The 13,995-nt window shown below is 65.6% G+C and carries 13 protein-coding genes; 5 read left to right on the top strand and 8 right to left on the bottom strand.

Annotated elements, in window-relative coordinates; genetic code table 11:
• Positions 1–6: 6 nt before the first annotated feature.
• From BLQ58_RS13460 to BLQ58_RS13450, 3 genes are read right to left on the bottom strand one after another with little or no spacing between them, the layout of a single operon-like run.
• A complete protein-coding gene (locus BLQ58_RS13460; protein ID WP_029050708.1) occupies positions 7–999 on the bottom strand; it encodes a tripartite tricarboxylate transporter substrate binding protein in 993 nt (330 codons plus the stop codon).
• Between the two features lie 29 nt (positions 1,000–1,028).
• On the bottom strand, positions 1,029–1,307 hold the full coding sequence (gene catC / locus BLQ58_RS13455; protein ID WP_029050709.1) for a muconolactone Delta-isomerase: 279 nt from the start codon (positions 1,305–1,307) through the stop codon (positions 1,029–1,031).
• A gap of 50 nt (positions 1,308–1,357) precedes the next feature.
• Positions 1,358–2,482: a muconate/chloromuconate family cycloisomerase gene (locus BLQ58_RS13450; RefSeq protein WP_029050710.1), complete on the bottom strand. Its 1,125-nt coding sequence runs from the start codon at positions 2,480–2,482 to the stop codon at positions 1,358–1,360.
• A gap of 121 nt (positions 2,483–2,603) precedes the next feature.
• Between BLQ58_RS13450 and BLQ58_RS13445 the strand changes: the two genes are divergently transcribed.
• The gene (locus tag BLQ58_RS13445; protein ID WP_029050711.1) at positions 2,604–3,485 is read left to right on the top strand and encodes a LysR family transcriptional regulator; all 882 of its coding nucleotides are present in this window, start codon (positions 2,604–2,606) and stop codon (positions 3,483–3,485) included.
• Positions 3,486–3,500: 15 nt separating this feature from the next.
• Here BLQ58_RS13445 and BLQ58_RS13440 read toward each other — a convergent pair whose 3' ends face one another.
• Positions 3,501–4,643: an OpgC domain-containing protein gene (locus tag BLQ58_RS13440; RefSeq protein ID WP_254775929.1), complete on the bottom strand. Its 1,143-nt coding sequence runs from the start codon at positions 4,641–4,643 to the stop codon at positions 3,501–3,503.
• Between the two features lie 324 nt (positions 4,644–4,967).
• Here BLQ58_RS13440 and BLQ58_RS13435 point away from each other — a divergent pair, with 324 nt between their 5' ends.
• Positions 4,968–5,540, top strand: a complete 573-nt coding sequence (locus tag BLQ58_RS13435; protein WP_029050713.1) for an FkbM family methyltransferase — start codon at positions 4,968–4,970, stop codon at positions 5,538–5,540.
• Positions 5,541–5,560: 20 nt separating this feature from the next.
• On the opposite strand, the gene BLQ58_RS13430 is transcribed toward BLQ58_RS13435, so the two are convergent.
• Together BLQ58_RS13430 and BLQ58_RS13425 are read right to left on the bottom strand one after the other, a co-directional pair.
• Positions 5,561–6,142 (bottom strand): TetR/AcrR family transcriptional regulator, encoded by a 582-nt coding sequence (locus tag BLQ58_RS13430; protein WP_029050714.1) that lies wholly within the window; start codon positions 6,140–6,142, stop codon positions 5,561–5,563.
• Between the two features lie 84 nt (positions 6,143–6,226).
• The gene (locus BLQ58_RS13425; protein ID WP_029050715.1) at positions 6,227–7,078 is read right to left on the bottom strand and encodes a class II glutamine amidotransferase; all 852 of its coding nucleotides are present in this window, start codon (positions 7,076–7,078) and stop codon (positions 6,227–6,229) included.
• A 243-nt stretch (positions 7,079–7,321) separates the two neighbouring features.
• Here BLQ58_RS13425 and clsB point away from each other — a divergent pair, with 243 nt between their 5' ends.
• Together clsB and BLQ58_RS13415 are read left to right on the top strand one after the other, a co-directional pair.
• Complete coding sequence (gene clsB, locus BLQ58_RS13420; protein WP_029050716.1) at positions 7,322–8,560, top strand: cardiolipin synthase ClsB; 1,239 nt, start codon at positions 7,322–7,324, stop codon at positions 8,558–8,560.
• Positions 8,557–9,534: a lysylphosphatidylglycerol synthase domain-containing protein gene (locus BLQ58_RS13415; protein ID WP_029050717.1), complete on the top strand. Its 978-nt coding sequence runs from the start codon at positions 8,557–8,559 to the stop codon at positions 9,532–9,534. The genes clsB and BLQ58_RS13415 overlap by 4 nt, the downstream gene beginning before the upstream one ends.
• A gap of 57 nt (positions 9,535–9,591) precedes the next feature.
• On the opposite strand, the gene BLQ58_RS13410 is transcribed toward BLQ58_RS13415, so the two are convergent.
• Together BLQ58_RS13410 and BLQ58_RS13405 are read right to left on the bottom strand one after the other, a co-directional pair.
• Positions 9,592–10,998: a dihydrolipoyl dehydrogenase gene (locus BLQ58_RS13410; RefSeq protein ID WP_029050718.1), complete on the bottom strand. Its 1,407-nt coding sequence runs from the start codon at positions 10,996–10,998 to the stop codon at positions 9,592–9,594.
• 208 nt (positions 10,999–11,206) lie between these two features.
• Positions 11,207–11,941, bottom strand: a complete 735-nt coding sequence (locus BLQ58_RS13405; protein ID WP_029050719.1) for a glutathione peroxidase — start codon at positions 11,939–11,941, stop codon at positions 11,207–11,209.
• 235 nt (positions 11,942–12,176) lie between these two features.
• Between BLQ58_RS13405 and BLQ58_RS13400 the strand changes: the two genes are divergently transcribed.
• Positions 12,177–13,922 (top strand): dipeptidase, encoded by a 1,746-nt coding sequence (locus BLQ58_RS13400; protein WP_029050720.1) that lies wholly within the window; start codon positions 12,177–12,179, stop codon positions 13,920–13,922.
• Positions 13,923–13,995: the final 73 nt, after the last annotated feature.

Here is a 13,995-nt window from a genome sequence, read left to right as displayed (position 1 = left end):
GCCCGCTCAGTCGGCGTGGATGCCCCGTTCGCGGATCAGTGCGCCCCACTTGACCGTTTCCTTGGCCAGGTGGTCCTTCAGCTGCGCCGGCGTGCTGCCGATCGGCTCCGCGCCGATGCCGGCCAGACGCTGCTGCACGGACGGCTTCTTCAGCGATTCCAGCATGGCGCGGTTCAACGTGTCGATCACCGCCTGCGGGGTCTTCGCCGGCACGAACGCGGCAAACCACGGCGACAACTCGTAGCCGGGCACGCCCGCCTCCGCCACCGTCGGCACATTGGGCAGCGCGGACGACCGCTTGCTGGTGGTCACCGCAATCGCGGTCAGCTTGCCGCTGTCGATATGGGGCTTGGCCGACGTGATGCTGTCGAACATGTAGTCCACCTGTCCGCCCAGCAGGTCGGTCATGGCCGGGCCCGATCCCTTGTACGGGATATGCAGCAGGTCCACATGCGCCATCGACGTGAACAGCTCGCCGGCCAGGTGGATCGACGTGCCGTTGCCGGCCGACGCATAGGTGTACTTGCCCGGCTTGGCCTTGGCGCTGGCGATGACCTCGGCCACCGTCTTCTGCGGATTCTTCGCCTTGCTGGTGACCAGCACGTTGGGCACCACGGCCAGCAGCGACACGGGCGCGAAGTCCTTGATCGGGTCGTAGCTGAGCTTGCCGTACAGCGCCGGATTCACGGCCATGCCGTTCGCCACGATGATCAGCGTGTAGCCGTCGGCCGGCGAGCGCGCCACCATCTCGGCGCCGATATTGCCGCCGGCGCCGGGGCGGTTCTCGACCACGATGGCCTGGCCCAGCGACTTCGACATGTCTTCGCCCAGCGTGCGCGCGATGTTGTCCATCGCCCCGCCCGCGGGGAACGGCACCACCCAGCGGATCGGATGGTCGGGATAGGCGGCGTGCGCCGGGGCGGCTGCGGCAAACAGCAGCGATGCGGAAATGGCGAAAGCGGCCGGCATGCGGGCCGACCGTTGCAGCAAGGACTTCATGTCTCCGTTCCTTCTTTTGTGGTTGCCGATCAGCGGATCGACGACGGGTGCTTCGCCAGCGGCGTGACGTGGATCTTCATGTACGGGAACAGCGGCAGGCTGGCCAGCAGCGTGTGCAGTTCGTCGTTCGATTCCACATCGAACACGCTGTAGTTGGCGTACTCGCCCACCACGCGATACAGCGCCTGCCACTTGCCCTGGCGCTGCAGGTCCTGCGCGTAGGCTTTTTCGCGGGCCTTGATCTCGTCGGCCGTAGCGGCCGGCAGGTCGTGCGGGATCTGCACGTCCATCCTGACAAGGAACAACATGGGATGTGTCTCCGGATTGATGGCTTGATCGGAATGCTTGCGTGGCCGGCTCAGCCGGCCTTGCGGCGATAGTGGCGCAGCTTGTCTTCGTCGATGGCCAGGCCCAGCCCCGGACCCTTCGGCAGGTGCAGCGCGAAGTCCTTGAACACCGGGCGCTCCACCACGATGTCGTCCTTCACCAGCAGCGGGCCGAACAGCTCGGTACCCCACGCCAGTTGCGGCAGCGTGCAGAAGCCGTGCGCGGCGGCGATGGTGCCCACGGCGCCTTCCAGCATGGTGCCGCCATAGAGCGCGATGCCGGCCGCGTCGCCCACGGCGGCCGTGCGCAGCATGCCAAAGATGCCGCCCGACTTGGCGATCTTCAGCGCGAACACGTCGGCGGCGCCCAGGCGGGCCAGTTCCATCGCGTCCTCGGGGCCGGTGACCGCTTCGTCGGCCATGATCGGCACCACGAAACGCGCCGCCAGCCGCGCCAGCGCGGTGCGATGCTCGCGCGGCGTGGGCTGCTCGACCAGATCGATGCCGGCGGCCTCCAGCATGGCGATGCCGGTCGCCGCATCGGCTTCGTTCCAGGCCTGGTTGACGTCCACGGTCACGCGGGCACGGTCGCCCAGCGCGCGCTTGATGGCCGATACGTGCGCCACGTCGTCGCGCACGCTGCGGCGGCCGATCTTGAGCTTGAATGTGTTGTGCCGGCGCGCTTCCAGCAAACGCTCGGCTTCCTCGATGTCGCGGCCGGTGTCGCCGCTGGCCAGGGTCCAGAGCACCGGCAGCGTGTCGCGCACGGCGCCGCCCAGCAACGTGACCAGCGGCACGCCCAGGCGCTTGCCCTGGGCGTCGAGCAGGGCCGACTCCAGCGCCGACTTGGCGAACCGGTTGCCGCGCGCCACCCTGTTCAGGCGCGCCATGGCGCCGTGCACGTTGGTGGCGTCCTCCCCAGCCAGCGCAGGGCCCAGGTAGGTGTCGATCGTCAGCTTGATGCCCTCGGGGCTTTCATCGCCATACGACAGCCCGCCGATGGTGGTGGCCTCGCCGATGCCCTCCACGCCGTCGCTGCAGCGCAGGCGCACGATGACCAGCGTCTGCTGCTGCATCGTGGCCATGGCCAGCTGGTGGGCCCGGATGGTCGGCAGGTCGACCAGAATTGCCTCGATGGAAGAAATTGTCGCAGTCATACCTTTTCCATACTCGAATACGCGTTGAACCGAGTATGGGCCTTGACGGTACCGGCGTCCAAGACCGAAGATGTCTCGATCCATACCTGCAGGGTATGCTTCGCCTTTCACCCCATCCGCCATGGAACTCCGCCACCTTCGTTATTTCCAGACCGTCGCCCAGGAACTGAATGTGACGCGTGCGGCAGAAAAGCTGCATATGGCCCAGCCGCCGCTCTCGCGGCAGATTCGTCAGTTCGAGGAAGAAGTGGGCGTGGCGCTGTTCGACCGCGTGGGCCGTGGCCTGAAGCTCACCGAGGCTGGCCGCTTCCTGCTTGAGCAGTCGCTGCAACTGACGCAGCGGCTGGAAGAAACGCTGGAGGGCACGCGCCGCATTGGCCGCAACGAAAAACGCTGGTTCGGCATCGGTTTTGTGCCGTCGGTGCTTTATGGCGTGCTGCCGGAGCTGATCCGCGAATTGCGCGGCGATGACAGCGAGGTGGAGGTCGGCCTGACGGAGATGATTACGGTCCAGCAGCTTGAGGCGCTCAAGTCCGGCCGTATCGACCTGGCGTTCGGCCGGCTCACCTTCAACGACACGGCCATCGTCCAGCAGGTGGTGATGGCCGAGACACTGGTTGCCGCCATGCCGGTCACCGCCCCGCCTCCGGCCGCGCCGTTCGATGCGGCCAATCTGGCGCGCCAGCCGCTGATCCTCTATCCCGCCCGACCACGCCCCAGCTACGCCGATCACGTGTTATCGCTGTTCCGCGCACAGGGTCTGCAACCGCGTGTGGTGCAGGAGGCCAACGAACTGCAGACCGCGCTGGGCCTGGTGGCGGCGGGCCTGGGCATCACGCTGGTGCCGGCGTCGGTGCAGCGGCTGCATCGCGACGACGTGCGCTACGTGCCCATCGACGCCCCCGGCTTCCTCTCGCCCGTGATCATGAGCTACCGGGCCGGCGATACCTCGCCGCATCTGGCGCGCGCCATTGCCTGGGTTCGGAGCCAGGCCCGGCCATAGTCAGCGAAATGGGGCCTAGGCCGACACCATCTCCGACCTGGCCGCTACCTTCCGGGCTTCCTTGCGTCGGCCATACCAGCCGCCCACCAGCAGCAGCACCGCCACCGCGATGATGTCGCCCGTCAGGGCCACGGGCCGCGTCGGACGCCCACCCGCCAGGCCATAGGTCAGACCTTCGATGCCAACCGACACCACGGCACCCAGCACGAAGCAGAACAGGCTGTGGCGGCCGATCTGCACGACGGGACCCATGAAGCGGGCCAGCCGCTCGACCCAGCCGGCGCGCACGGCCAGGTACACCAGCCACGCCAGACCGAGGAAGCTGACCACGCGCAGCGCGGCCAGGCTCTGCTTGGGCAGCGGGAACGCCATCGTCGGGACCCACGCCGGCAGCCACGACTCATACAGGTGCGGACGCATCCACAGGTAGGCGGCCGCCATGCAAAGCAGCGCCACCACCACGGCGCCAGCCGTAAAGGCCCGGCGCACGATGGTCTGCTGCGGCAGGATGAAATCGGGACGCAGCCGCGCCAGCAGACCCATGGCGAACATCAGTTGCCAGGCAAACGGGTTGAAGCTCCAGCCGCGCGGCTCGCTGCTGGGCAGCAGCGGCAGCAGCGTGGGCGACATGATCCAGAGCGCCACACTGCCGCAGATAAACGCCAGCGGCTGTGCGCGGGCCCAGCGGATGGCCAGCGGCGCAATGCCGATGAACACGGCGTACATGGGCAATACATCGGACACGAACGGCTGGCGCGCCAGCGCGAAGACCTGCAGCAGCGTGGCCAGCGGCTGGGCCATGAAATCGAGCGCCTCGGTGGCGCGCACGGCCGGCGCGGGAATCTTGCACATCGCCAGCAGGAAGCCGAACAGCAGCATCAGCACGCCCGTCAGCACGAACGCCTTGTAGATCTCCCAGCTGCGGCGGCGCAGGCGCTTGCGCGCCGCGCTGGCGCCATCGCGCGCTTCCATGGCCAGATAGGCCGCGCCGGCCGAGCAGCCGGCCAGGAAGACGAACACCTCGGCGGCGTCGAAAAGCTGGAAATTCCGGATCGTGTAGTCGGCCAGCACACTGCCGTTGACGTGATCGACCACGATGAAGAGCAGCGCGATGCCGCGAATGAGGTCGATTTCGGTGCGCCGCTGATTGTTGTTCACTGCGTTCACAGGCGTACATCCCAAGGCTTGCCTGCGGCGGGGGCGCCACGCGGCAATCACGGTGGGCATCTTACCTTGATCTCAGGGTTTACCTGTAAGAACAGTGTTTCAGCAAGTTACGATTTGTGATGCCCGCGGCAGGCGTTAATTTCACCAGGACGGTCAGATATTTCGATAATTATTTCGTAGATTTTCTATTGTCAAATCGCAGTTTTACGAAAATACGATTCACTTAATGACCGCACGGCGATTTCTGCTGGAATTTTTCCTATAATTCGCGCTGCTTTTCCCATCCTTACCTTGCAAAAAAAGGGGCGCGAAACAATGAGCACGATTCCGCAATGGCTTCATGACGAGGTCAATGACTATTTTGTTGTCCCGATTCGGATAACGCCCCGCACCGTGCTCGATATCGGCGCAAATATCGGCGCATTTGCACTCCGGGCCCACCGCGAATGGCCATCTGCCACGGTATTCTGCTATGAGCCAATGCCATTCAACGTGGAAAAGCTGCGTGAAAACGTCGATGGCGCCTGGTGCCATATTTCCCCCAGCGCCGTTCGCGCTGAAACGGGCGAGGACGACATTCACGTCGGGGACATGTTCGTCACGGGCGGATTCTCAAAAGGCGCGCGCATGACAAACCAGACCATTCGCGTCCAATGTGTGGCGGCCGGCGGCCTGCCTTCATGCGACCTGGTGAAAATCGATACCGAGGGGTCCGAAGTCGAGATTCTGTCGCATCTGAATCTCGAAAATACCCAGGTAATCATGTTGGAGCATCACAGCCTGAGCGATGCCGAAACCATCAGGCAAATGCTGAGCCCCATTTTTGAAATGGTGCACGACGAAACCTCGCGCGAGGTGGGTACCGAGGTGTATTTCCGGCGTGGCTAACGATGCAACGAGGACTGGCGTCAGTCCTCATACCCGGTAAATGCCGCGTGCAGCCGGGCAAGCGTGTGCCGCCCCGCGCGCACCACAGCCGCATCATGGGTGGTCTGCGCGCGCACGATCATCCCCTCGATACAGATAATCGCCTCTTCGGCGACCGCCTCGGGCTGATCCAGTCCCAGTTCTTTGGCGATCACCCGGACAAAATCCTGCAACGACGCCTTGTGCGACACGGCCTGCTCCAACAGCCGGGGGTCGTCACCGGCACCCCCGCCCGACTCCGCCACCATATTGATAAAGGCGCAGCCGCGAAAATCCTCGCCGTCGAACCATTCGCCCAGCGTATCGGCCATTACGTCAAGATTGGGCCGCGCTGCCAGCCGGCGTCGCACGCTCGATTCAAACCAGTCCATCCAGAAGTCATGGCGTCGCTGCAGGTATTCGAAGATCAGATCGTTCTTCGAGGCGAAGTGTCGATATAACGACATTTTGGCCACGCCCGATTCGGCAATGATGCGGTCGATGCCGGTGGCACGGTAGCCATCGCGATAAAACAGGCGTGCGGCGGTGTCGAGTATGCGGTCGCGAGCGGAAGGGGTGGCCATGGCGGGGTACAAGGTTCAGCGAAAACGCTGCCATTATAGTAGACAGGTCTGTCTCCGAGACAGCGTACTTCTGCGCTGGGCCTGTCACCGCGCCCAATCCTGATCCGGCAACCGGGGCGTGAAACAACGCTGCTGGATATCGCCGCGCCGTGCCACCAGCATGGTGGACTCCGGGATCTCTTCCCACACGCCCTGCACGTCGATCAGCGGCTCGGACAACACCAGGAAGGCATCGTCGCCGGCAGCGATGATGCGCGGGTCATCGGGATAGAGCGCCCGCAACTGGCGAAACGACGTGCTATGGAACAGCGAGCGGGAATCGCGTTCACTTGAATAGCGCGCCGCCACGATCTGCTGCCCGTCGGTCACGCAGACGGTCATGTTGATCGGGTGCTCGATATCGTGGCGATGCCCGACTGACTCGATCAGCCCTACCATCTGCTCCAGCGCACCCTGCGGGTCCCGCTCCAGGCCGAATGTCAGGGCCAGGAAGAACATCACCTCGGAATCAGTCGAGCCCTCGATCCACCGGAACAGGTGCGGCGCCACGGACATCATCAGGTCGCGCCGCACCAGCGGGTAGTCGCGGATGAGCCCGTTGTGAGCAAACAGCCAGCGTCCAAACCGGAACGGGTGACAGTTGGTTTCCTGGGTTGGCGTACCCGTGGCGGCCCGTATATGCGCCACGAACAGCGGCGCCCGCACCGCCCGTGCGGCCTCGCGCAGGTTGGTGTCGCTCCAGGCCGGATGCAGGCACCGATAGCGGAACGGCAACTCGGAATGCCGCCCGTACCAGCCGACGCCGAAGCCGTCGCCATTGGTCGTGGTATGTCCGAGGCGGGAATTCAGGCTCTGGTCTATCAGCGAATGCTCGGGCTGAAACAACACTGCCTCCATCGGAACGGAACGGCCCGAATAGGCCAGCCAGCGGCACATGATGCCTCCTCCAGTCAGTCAGTGCGGGATCTTCACTTCAGCATAGCAAGTGGCCCGCGAGGATGCTGTCGCAGCGCAATCCGCGTGGCCGTCCTGTGGCAATTCCTACATCGGCTGCCCGGGATCGCGCATCAATCGGCCCTGCCAAACACCCGGCACAGGTCTGATTCATCACCTTTCCGGCCGCTGGCGGGCTGCGCAGGCCTGTCCTCCGGCGGGCACCATTCGTGCTACATGCCCGAAATGGAGCAAGCATGGACCACCGGAAACCGCCTGCAGTTGCTGGAAAACGGCGACGAATACTTCCCGCGCCTGATGGCCGCCATCGGGGCGGCGCGCCATAGCGTGCTGCTGGAAACGTTCATCCTGTTCGAGGATGAGGTCGGCAGGCAGCTTGGCGATGCGCTGGCGGCGGCCGCGCGCCGTGGCGTAGCGGTCAGCATGACCGTGGACGGATTCGGCACGGCCGACCTGTCGCCCGACTACGTTGCGAAGCTGGCGGAAGCCGGCGTCGTGGTGCGCGTGTTTGCGCCGGGGCGCCGGCTGCTGGGCAAGCGGACCAATCTCTTCCGGCGGCTGCACCGCAAGCTGGTGGCCATCGACGGCGAACTCGCGTTCGTGGGCGGGATCAACCTGTCAGTCGAGCATCTGGTCGAGGCCAGTCCGTCCGCCAAGCAGGACTATGCCGTCGAGGTGCAAGGCCCGGCCGCGCGCATCATCCACGCCTTCATGCTCGAAGCCAGTGGCGACCGGCCCGCCAGGCAGCCCCGCGCACCGATCCCGCCGGCGCTGCCGCCCCAACCCGTGCGTGCCGCGCCCGGCTCCGTGCTCTTCGTCACACGCGACAACCAGGCACACCGCAATGACATCGAACAGCAATATCTGGCGGCGATTCGCTCGGCGCGACACCAGATCGTGATCGCCAACGCCTATTTCCTGCCAGGCTACCGGCTGCTGCAGGCGATCTGCAACGCCGCGCAGCGGGGCGTCGATGTGCGACTGGTGCTTCAGGGCCGGCCGGACATGCTATGGGTCAAGCGAACCGTTGACATGCTTTACGCGCACCTGCGCGAATCGGGCGTGCGCATTTTCGAATACTGCGAGCGGCCCAACCACAGCAAGGTGGCCGTGGTGGACGACGACTGGGCCACGGTGGGATCGAGCAACCTCGACCCGCTGAGCCTGTCGCTGAACCTCGAAGCCAACCTCGTGATCCGCGACACCGCGTTCGTGGCATCGCTGCGGGACAACCTGCGCGACCTGATGTCCGCGCGCTGCTCCGAGGTCTGCGCCGATTCGACGCCGCGCGGTGCGTGGTGGCATGGCATCGCCACGCCGCTGATCTTCCATTTCCTGCGCAAGTTTCCGGCGTGGGCAGGTTGGCTGCCGGCACACACCCCCAAAATCGTGTCGCCGGTGCCAGTACCCGACATCGCATCGGCGGAGCCGATGGTGCGCCAGACGCAGCAAGACAGCCCATGACGACCGCCGCCAGCCTGCGCCGCAGCCTGCGGCGCAATATCCGATGGTCCATCGTCAAGCGTGTGGCGGGGCTGGTGTTCGTGGCGCTGGTGATCTACCTGATCTACCGGAGCCTGAGTGGCGTCGATTGGGCGCAGGTTCTGCAGGCGCTGAAGCAGTACGACGCCGCAACGCTACTGCCGGTGCTCGGGCTGGCGTGCGTCAGCTTCTCGCTGCACGCGTCGTTCGACCTGCTTGGGCGCCGCTACACCGGGCATCACCTGTCCACGCCCCGCGTCATGCTGATTGCCTTCATCGCCTATGTCTTCAACCTCAACGTGGGGGCGATGGTAGGCGGGCTGGGCATGCGGCTGCGGCTCTATTCGCGCGCCAACGTCAGCGGATCCCAGGTGGCGGGCATCTACACCATCGCCATCATCACCAACTGGACGGGCTACATGCTGCTGGCCGGCGGGGTACTAACGCTGGCACCGCCGCCGCTGCCGGCGGACTGGGGCATCACGCCATGGATGCTGCGCGCCGTGGGCGCGGCAATGCTGGCTTGCGGCCTGTTGTACTGGCTGGCCTGCGCCAAAGCCAAAACGCGCAGCGTGCGGTTTGGCCGGCATGTGTTCCGGCTGCCTGGCTTCCGCTTTGCGCTGCTGCAGAACGTGCTGTCGATCGCCAACTGGATCGTGCTGGCGTGCATTATCGATCTGCTGCTGCCCAAGGCGGTCAGCCTGCCCCAGGCGCTGGCCGCCCTGCTGGTGGGTGCGGTGGCGGGCGCGCTGGCGCACATCCCGGCCGGCATCGGTGTACTCGAAAGTGTGTTCGTGGTGCTGCTGCGCCCCGTTGCGCCGGAGCACATCGTGGTGGCCGCCCTGATTGCCTACCGGGCGTTGTACTACCTTCTGCCGATGGTGTTGGCCACGTCGGCCTATGCGTGGATGGAACTGCGTGGCGCCCGGGCCGCAAGGCGCGTGGAGGCTCGATAGCAAAAGGGCAGGCAGCGCGTCTGCGCCACCTGCCCTTCAGTCATCGGTCTTCAGGCTTCAGGCTGCCACCTTCAGTTGCGTCAGCTTGGCCTCCGCATCGCGCAGTGCGGTACGCAGGCCCTCTTCCACCACCGGGTGATAGAACGGCATGGCCAGCATCTGCGAGATCGTCAGGTTCTGCTGGTACGCCCACGCCAGCAGATGCGCGATGTTTTCGGCGCGCGGCCCGATCCATTCGGCACCCAGGAAGCGGCCCGTGGCCCGGTCGGCATAGATGTGCATCAGCCCCCGGTTCTTCAGCATCACACGGCTGCGGCCCTGATCCTCGAAGCTGACTTCACCGGTCACGAAGCGGCCCGGGATCAGATCCGCATGACGCTTGCCCACCATGGCGATCTGCGGATCGGAGAACACCACGGCGATCGGCGCGCGGCGCGCCAGCGGACGCAGGTTCGGCCAGTGCGCGGCGTTCTCGCCGGCGATCCGGCCCTCGTCGGCCGCCTCGTGCAGCAGCGGCAGCACGTTGTTGGCGTCACCGGCGATGAATACCGCCGCATTGCCACACTGCAGCGTGACCGGATCGAACACCGGCACGCCACGGGCATCCAGTTCCAGCGCCGTGTTTTCCAACGCCAGGTTGTCGATGTTCGGCCGACGTCCCGTGGCAGCCAGCACGTACGCAAAGCGCTCGGTCACCGGCTTGCCGTCCTCGCCCTGGAACGTGATCACCGCTTCGTCGCCCTCGCGGCGCATATCGGTCACGTTGGCATCGGGCAGCAGCGAAAACTCCGCATTGAACGTCCTGGCCGCGTAAGCCCGGATCTCGGGATCGGATAACGGGCCAACGCCGCCGCCGACGCCGAACACGCGGACCCGCACGCCCAGCCGGGACAGCGCCTGGCCCAGTTCCAGCCCGATCACGCCGGGGCCGAACACGGCCACGCTGGCGGGCAGGTCCTGCCACGAGAACACGTCGTCGTTGACGATCAGGCGGTCACCGAACACCGTGAACGCCGGCGGCACGGCCGGACGCGAGCCGGTGGCAATCACCACGCGGCTGGCTCGCACCACGGTATTGGCGCCCACCTGCAGCACCGTGTTGTCGATGAACTGTGCGTAACCGCGCAGACGGTCTTCCTCGGGAATGTTGTCGACGCCGCGCACCACGAAGCCCACGAAGCGGTCACGCTCGCTGCGTACGCGGTCCATGACCTGGCGGCCGTCGATGCGCACCGGGCCGTCCACATGTACCCCGAATGCGGCGGTATGGCGCGCCTCGTGGGCGGCCTCGGCTGCCGCGATCAGCAGCTTCGACGGCATGCAGCCGACTCGGGCGCAGGTGGTGCCGTAGGCGCCGCCCTCGATGACGACGGCACGCTTGCCTGCGGCGATGGCCGCGCGATACGCTGCCAGCCCGGCGGTTCCTGCGCCAATCACTGCCACGTCGGTCTGAATCGTTTTCATGTGCGTTTCCTGTTCGTGAGTCTGCTTTGCGATCAATCGGCGGATGGGATGGCACCGTCCTCGCCATGGCGCGGCGAAGGCGATGCCATCGGGTCCGGCGACTGCCGGCCCGCGCCGCCGGTGCCCGGCGGAAGGTTGCGGGAGCGTTGCGGGGGCGGGAAAAGGTGCCCAGGACACCAGCCGGGGGAGCCGGGCCCGGGCGGGAGGATCAGGCGGCAGCCAGGTACTGTTCCAGCGCGGCGGCGCCGCCAACGAGCTTGCCGTTGATGAACACCTGCGGCGCGGTCATCTCGCCGGACATGGCGCCCAGCACCTTGCCGCGGATCTTGTTGTCCAGCGGCACGTCGATGTACTCGTAGCCCTTGTCCTGCAGCAGTTGCTTGGCCTTTGCGCAGTGCGAACAGCCCACCTTCGAGAACACCACCACCTGGTCAGGACGCTTCGCGTTCGGCGCGATGTAGTTCAGCATCGTGTCGGCGTCGGACACCTTGAACGGGTCGCCCGGCTCTTCCGGCTCGATGAACATCTTGTCCACCACCCCATCCTTCACGACCATCGAATAGCGCCAGCTGCGCTTGCCGAACCCCAGGTCAGCCTTGTCCACCAGCATGCCCATGCCGTCGGTGAATTCGCCGTTGCCGTCGGGGATCATCACGATGTTTTCGGACTCCTGGTCCTTGGCCCACTCGTTCATCACGAAGGTGTCGTTGACCGACACACACAGGATGGTGTCCACACCGGCGGCCCGGAACGCCGGGGCCAGTTCGTTGTAGCGCGGCAGGTGGGTCGACGAACACGTCGGGGTGAAGGCGCCCGGCAGCGAGAACACGGCCACGGTCTTGCCGTTGAACAGTTCAGCCGTGGTCACGTCCTTCCATTCGTTGTTTTCACGGACACGAAACGTCACATTCGGAACGCGTTGGCCTTCACGGGATTGCAGCATCGGAATCACTCCTTGGGTTGGTTTGGCGCCACATGTCGTGGCGATGGAGTGGATTTTCGCGGTCTGAATGTGATCCGTAAAATTCATTGTCTCAACCAACCCGATTAAAACTTTCTATGATCAATCGGAGGAATCCGATTGCTTTTGACTATCGAGCAGGGTTTTGAATGCTTCCGCTCGCACATGGGCGTCGCTATCATGCGGGCACACAAAAACCATGAAGGGACACCGCTCCATGACTCGCCTGCCCATCCGGCTACCCGCCGCGACCCTGCTGGCCGCCACCCTGTTCGCCCTCGGCGCCACGAGCGCCCCCGGCGTCGTCGCCGCCCCGCTGGCCAAGCCCCAGCTCGACCAGCTGGTGGCCAGCGCCACGGCCACCCCGCCCGCCAGCTTCGACGCGTTCCTGGACGCTGCCGTCAGGGCCGACCCGAAACTGGCCGGCTCGGTACGCGCCTATCGGGCCAAGCGGCCGCTCAAGGGCGACGACCTGGTCAACATCGGGCGCCTGCTGGGCATCTACAACCGCGTGCATAACCACCAGGCGGTGCTCGACACCATCACCGAGATGGTGGCGCTGCGCACCGTACGCGACGACAAGGTGCCGCAGCACGAAAACCCCGCCATCATCGCGTTCGGCAAGGTCGTCGAGCGCATGGCGAAGGATTTCGGGCTGCAGTTCCGCAATGTCGACAACCGCGTGTTCGAGGTGACCCTGCCGGGCCAGGGCAAGGAAACCTTCGGCATCCTCACGCACGCCGACGTGGTGCCCGTGGTGGCCGACGAATGGGTGCTCGACGACGGCACGAAGCTCGACCCGTTCCAGGTCACGCGCGTGGGCGATTACCTCTACGGCCGCGGCACCATCGACGACAAGGGATCGATTGCGGCGGCGCTCTTCGCCATGAAGACCGTGCGCGAGAGCGGCGTGCCGCTGGCGCGCACGATTCGCCTGATGATCGAGACGACCGAGGAAACCGGCGGCGACGGCATGAAGTACTACCGCGACAAGACCGCCCTGCCCGAGTACAACATCGTGCTCGACAGCAAGTACCCGGCCGTGGTGGCCGAAAAAGGCTCTGGCGCGCTGACCGTGCGCTTTCCGGACCAGCCCGCCGACGGCAAGCAGGCCGCCATCGTCGCGATGGCCGGCGCCGCATCGGCAAACGCGATTCCGCAGACGGCCACCGCCCGCATTGCCGGCGGCGACCTGAACGCCGTGGCCGCGACGCTGGAGCAGGCGCGTGCGGCCTTCATCGCCCAGCAAGCCGCGCAGGGAAAGTTCACCATCGATATCGCACGCAACGGCGACGCCATCGACGTAAAGGTGACTGGCTCGTCGGCACACGGCTCGCGCCCCGAGGAAGGCGTGAACCCCGTGCCGCGCCTGGCGATGTTCCTGCAGGCGTCGGGTGTGCCGTTCGCGGACAACCAGTACGCGCGCGCCACGCGCTACCTGACGGACCTGTACGGCACCGGCTACCTGGGCGAAAAGATGGATGTGGGCTATCGCGACGACTTCATGGGTCCGCTGACGATGTCGCCAACGCTGATCCGCGACCGCAACGGCAAGCTGGAAGTCACGGCCAATGTGCGCATGCCGCGCGGGTCCACGCCCGACGCCCTGCGCGCGAAGATCGCCGAGCGCATCCAGGCCTGGGCCGCGCAGACGCACACCGCGCTGGAGATCCAGCACGAACAGGGCGACTGGATGGCCCGCGACCCCAAGGGGGCCTGGCTGTCCACGCTGCTGAACATCTACGGCGACACCACCGGGCTCGAAGCCAGGCCGGTGCCCACGGCCGGCAGCACCACGGCCAAGCTGATGCCGAACGCCATCAACTTCGGCCCCGCCATGCCCGGCAAGAAGTACACCGCGCACAATGCCAAGGAGTACAAGGAAGTCTCCGACCTGAACCTGGACATGCAGATGTTCACGGAGATGCTGGTGCGCGTGGGCAACCTGCAGAAGATGCAGTGATGCAGTGAAGCCGTGATGCAAGACGCCCTCTCCCGCTTTTGGGAGAGGGCGAAGACGGCGCGCTCCGGGTGGG

It is taken from the genome of Ralstonia sp. 25mfcol4.1, from assembly GCF_900104095.1.
Lineage (GTDB): Bacteria > Pseudomonadota > Gammaproteobacteria > Burkholderiales > Burkholderiaceae > Cupriavidus.
The sequence above is the reverse complement of the archived record's forward strand: the minus strand, read 5'-3'. Positions and strand labels throughout refer to the sequence as shown.

Excerpts from the sequence above, each read along its gene's own strand:
- BLQ58_RS13405 (WP_029050719.1), bottom strand. The coding sequence starts at position 11,941 with ATGCTGCAATCCCGTGAAGGCCAACGCGTTCCGAATGTGACGTTTCGT.
- BLQ58_RS13410 (WP_029050718.1), bottom strand. The coding sequence starts at position 10,998 with ATGAAAACGATTCAGACCGACGTGGCAGTGATTGGCGCAGGAACCGCC.
- catC (WP_029050709.1), bottom strand. The coding sequence starts at position 1,307 with ATGTTGTTCCTTGTCAGGATGGACGTGCAGATCCCGCACGACCTGCCG.
- BLQ58_RS13400 (WP_029050720.1), top strand. The coding sequence starts at position 12,177 with ATGACTCGCCTGCCCATCCGGCTACCCGCCGCGACCCTGCTGGCCGCC.
- BLQ58_RS13425 (WP_029050715.1), bottom strand. The coding sequence starts at position 7,078 with ATGTGCCGCTGGCTGGCCTATTCGGGCCGTTCCGTTCCGATGGAGGCA.
- BLQ58_RS13415 (WP_029050717.1), top strand. The coding sequence starts at position 8,557 with ATGACGACCGCCGCCAGCCTGCGCCGCAGCCTGCGGCGCAATATCCGA.
- clsB (WP_029050716.1), top strand. The coding sequence starts at position 7,322 with ATGGAGCAAGCATGGACCACCGGAAACCGCCTGCAGTTGCTGGAAAAC.
- BLQ58_RS13435 (WP_029050713.1), top strand. The coding sequence starts at position 4,968 with ATGAGCACGATTCCGCAATGGCTTCATGACGAGGTCAATGACTATTTT.
- BLQ58_RS13445 (WP_029050711.1), top strand. The coding sequence starts at position 2,604 with ATGGAACTCCGCCACCTTCGTTATTTCCAGACCGTCGCCCAGGAACTG.
- BLQ58_RS13450 (WP_029050710.1), bottom strand. The coding sequence starts at position 2,482 with ATGACTGCGACAATTTCTTCCATCGAGGCAATTCTGGTCGACCTGCCG.
- BLQ58_RS13430 (WP_029050714.1), bottom strand. The coding sequence starts at position 6,142 with ATGGCCACCCCTTCCGCTCGCGACCGCATACTCGACACCGCCGCACGC.
- BLQ58_RS13460 (WP_029050708.1), bottom strand. The coding sequence starts at position 999 with ATGAAGTCCTTGCTGCAACGGTCGGCCCGCATGCCGGCCGCTTTCGCC.